We start from the raw sequence: 235 nt of genomic DNA, 5'->3' as shown, positions 1-235 counted from the left end.
GACCCCCGACGAGGTCCGCGCCGAGGGCGTGCCCGAGGAACTGGTGCCGCACAAGACGTTCCAGGGCAACCACCCCACCACCACCATCCTCGCCGCCGAACTGACCCCCTCCGTCCTGGGCCAGCTGATCGCCCTCTACGAGCACAAGGTGTTCGTCCAGGGCGCGGTCTGGAACATCGACTCCTTCGACCAGTGGGGCGTCGAACTCGGCAAGGTCCTCGCCAAGCGCGTCGAA

The 235-nt window shown here is 67.7% G+C and carries 1 pseudogene; it reads left to right on the top strand.

The window, feature by feature from the left end:
• Positions 1-235: pseudogene (locus tag IO36_RS36245) on the top strand (glucose-6-phosphate isomerase); the annotation flags it as partial.

Source organism: Streptomyces aureus, assembly GCF_000725495.1.
Classification (GTDB): Bacteria; Actinomycetota; Actinomycetes; order Streptomycetales; family Streptomycetaceae; genus Streptomyces; species Streptomyces aureus_B.
Note: the sequence above shows the minus strand (reverse complement) of the source record. Positions and strands in the feature narration are given on the sequence as shown.